Annotated in this window: 2 pseudogenes; both read left to right on the top strand. The window is 64.3% G+C overall.

The features are described from left to right. Window positions 1-464: pseudogene (locus L6D77_RS27045) on the top strand (IS21 family transposase); the annotation flags it as partial. Beyond that, window positions 457-658, top strand: a pseudogene (gene istB / locus L6D77_RS27040) (IS21-like element ISPst3 family helper ATPase IstB); the annotation flags it as partial. The pseudogenes L6D77_RS27045 and istB, both read left to right, overlap by 8 nt.

Raw genomic sequence — 658 nt, 5'->3', positions numbered from 1 at the left:
TGTATCCGACGCGAATCGAGGTGGTGGCTGACGACGCGCTGATCGCCAGCCATGTCCGCTTGCTGGATCGCGACCAGGTCAGCTATGACTGGCAGCACTACCTCCCGCTGATCGAACGCAAGCCCGGCGCGCTGCGCAACGGAGCGCCCTTTACTGATCTGCCAGCGCCGCTGCGTCAGCTTAAGCACGGTCTGGGGCGTCATGCCGGCGGTGACCGGATCATGGCGCAAGTCCTGGCTGCCGTACCGGTCGCCGGACTCGATGCCGTGCTGGTAGCCGTTGAGCTGGTACTGGAGAGCGGCAGCCTGAGCGCCGAACACATCCTCAATGTCGTGGCACGGCTGACAGCATCCGAACCACCACCCAGCGTCGAAACCCACTTGTCGCTCAAGGAAGCCCCCGTCGCTAACACGGCGCGCTACGACCGCCTGCGTGGCCAGGCCGAGGAGGTCGGTCATGCGTGATTTGATGGCGGAACTCAAGGAGCTGCGCCTGCACGGCATGGCCACGGCCTGGGCGGAGTTAACTGCACAGGGTGAGTCGAACACAGCCTCGTCCAAGTGGCTGCTCGAACACCTGCTGGAACAAGAGCACACAGATCGCGCCATGCGCTCGGTGAGCCACCAGATGAACATGGCCAAGCTGCCGATGCACCGCG

The organism is Pseudomonas parasichuanensis, from assembly GCF_021601385.1.
GTDB lineage: Bacteria > Pseudomonadota > Gammaproteobacteria > Pseudomonadales > Pseudomonadaceae > Aquipseudomonas > Aquipseudomonas parasichuanensis.
This window is presented reverse-complemented; position numbering and strand designations above follow the sequence as displayed.